We start from the raw sequence: 249 nt of genomic DNA, 5'->3' as shown, positions 1-249 counted from the left end.
CGCCTGCGCCCGCAACGCCACCTCGGTCTTAGCCGACAGCAGCCACGGCACCACCCCGTCGGCCGGCAGCGGGGCCGGTTCATGACCCAACGCCGTGTCCGGTGCGGGTTCGGCCTCTTCCAGGATGAGGTGGGCGTTGGTGCCACTGATCCCGAACGAGGACACCCCGGCGCGTCGTGGTCGGTCGTTGTCCGGCCATGGTGTGGCCTCGGTGAGCAGTCGTACCGATCCGGCTGACCAGTCCACGTG

General features: G+C 69.9%; 1 protein-coding gene. It reads right to left on the bottom strand.

Annotation, left to right across the window (positions count from 1 at the left end):
• On the bottom strand, positions 1 to 246 hold a 246-nt coding region (locus ACLQ22_RS32115), incomplete at its 3' end, for a ketoacyl-synthetase C-terminal extension domain-containing protein (RefSeq protein WP_425695622.1).
• Between the last annotated feature and the right edge of the window lie 3 nt (positions 247 to 249).

Source organism: Micromonospora sp. DT178 (assembly GCF_049841695.1).
Classification (GTDB): Bacteria; Actinomycetota; Actinomycetes; order Mycobacteriales; family Micromonosporaceae; genus Micromonospora.
The sequence above is the reverse complement of the archived record's forward strand: the minus strand, read 5'-3'. Positions and strand labels throughout refer to the sequence as shown.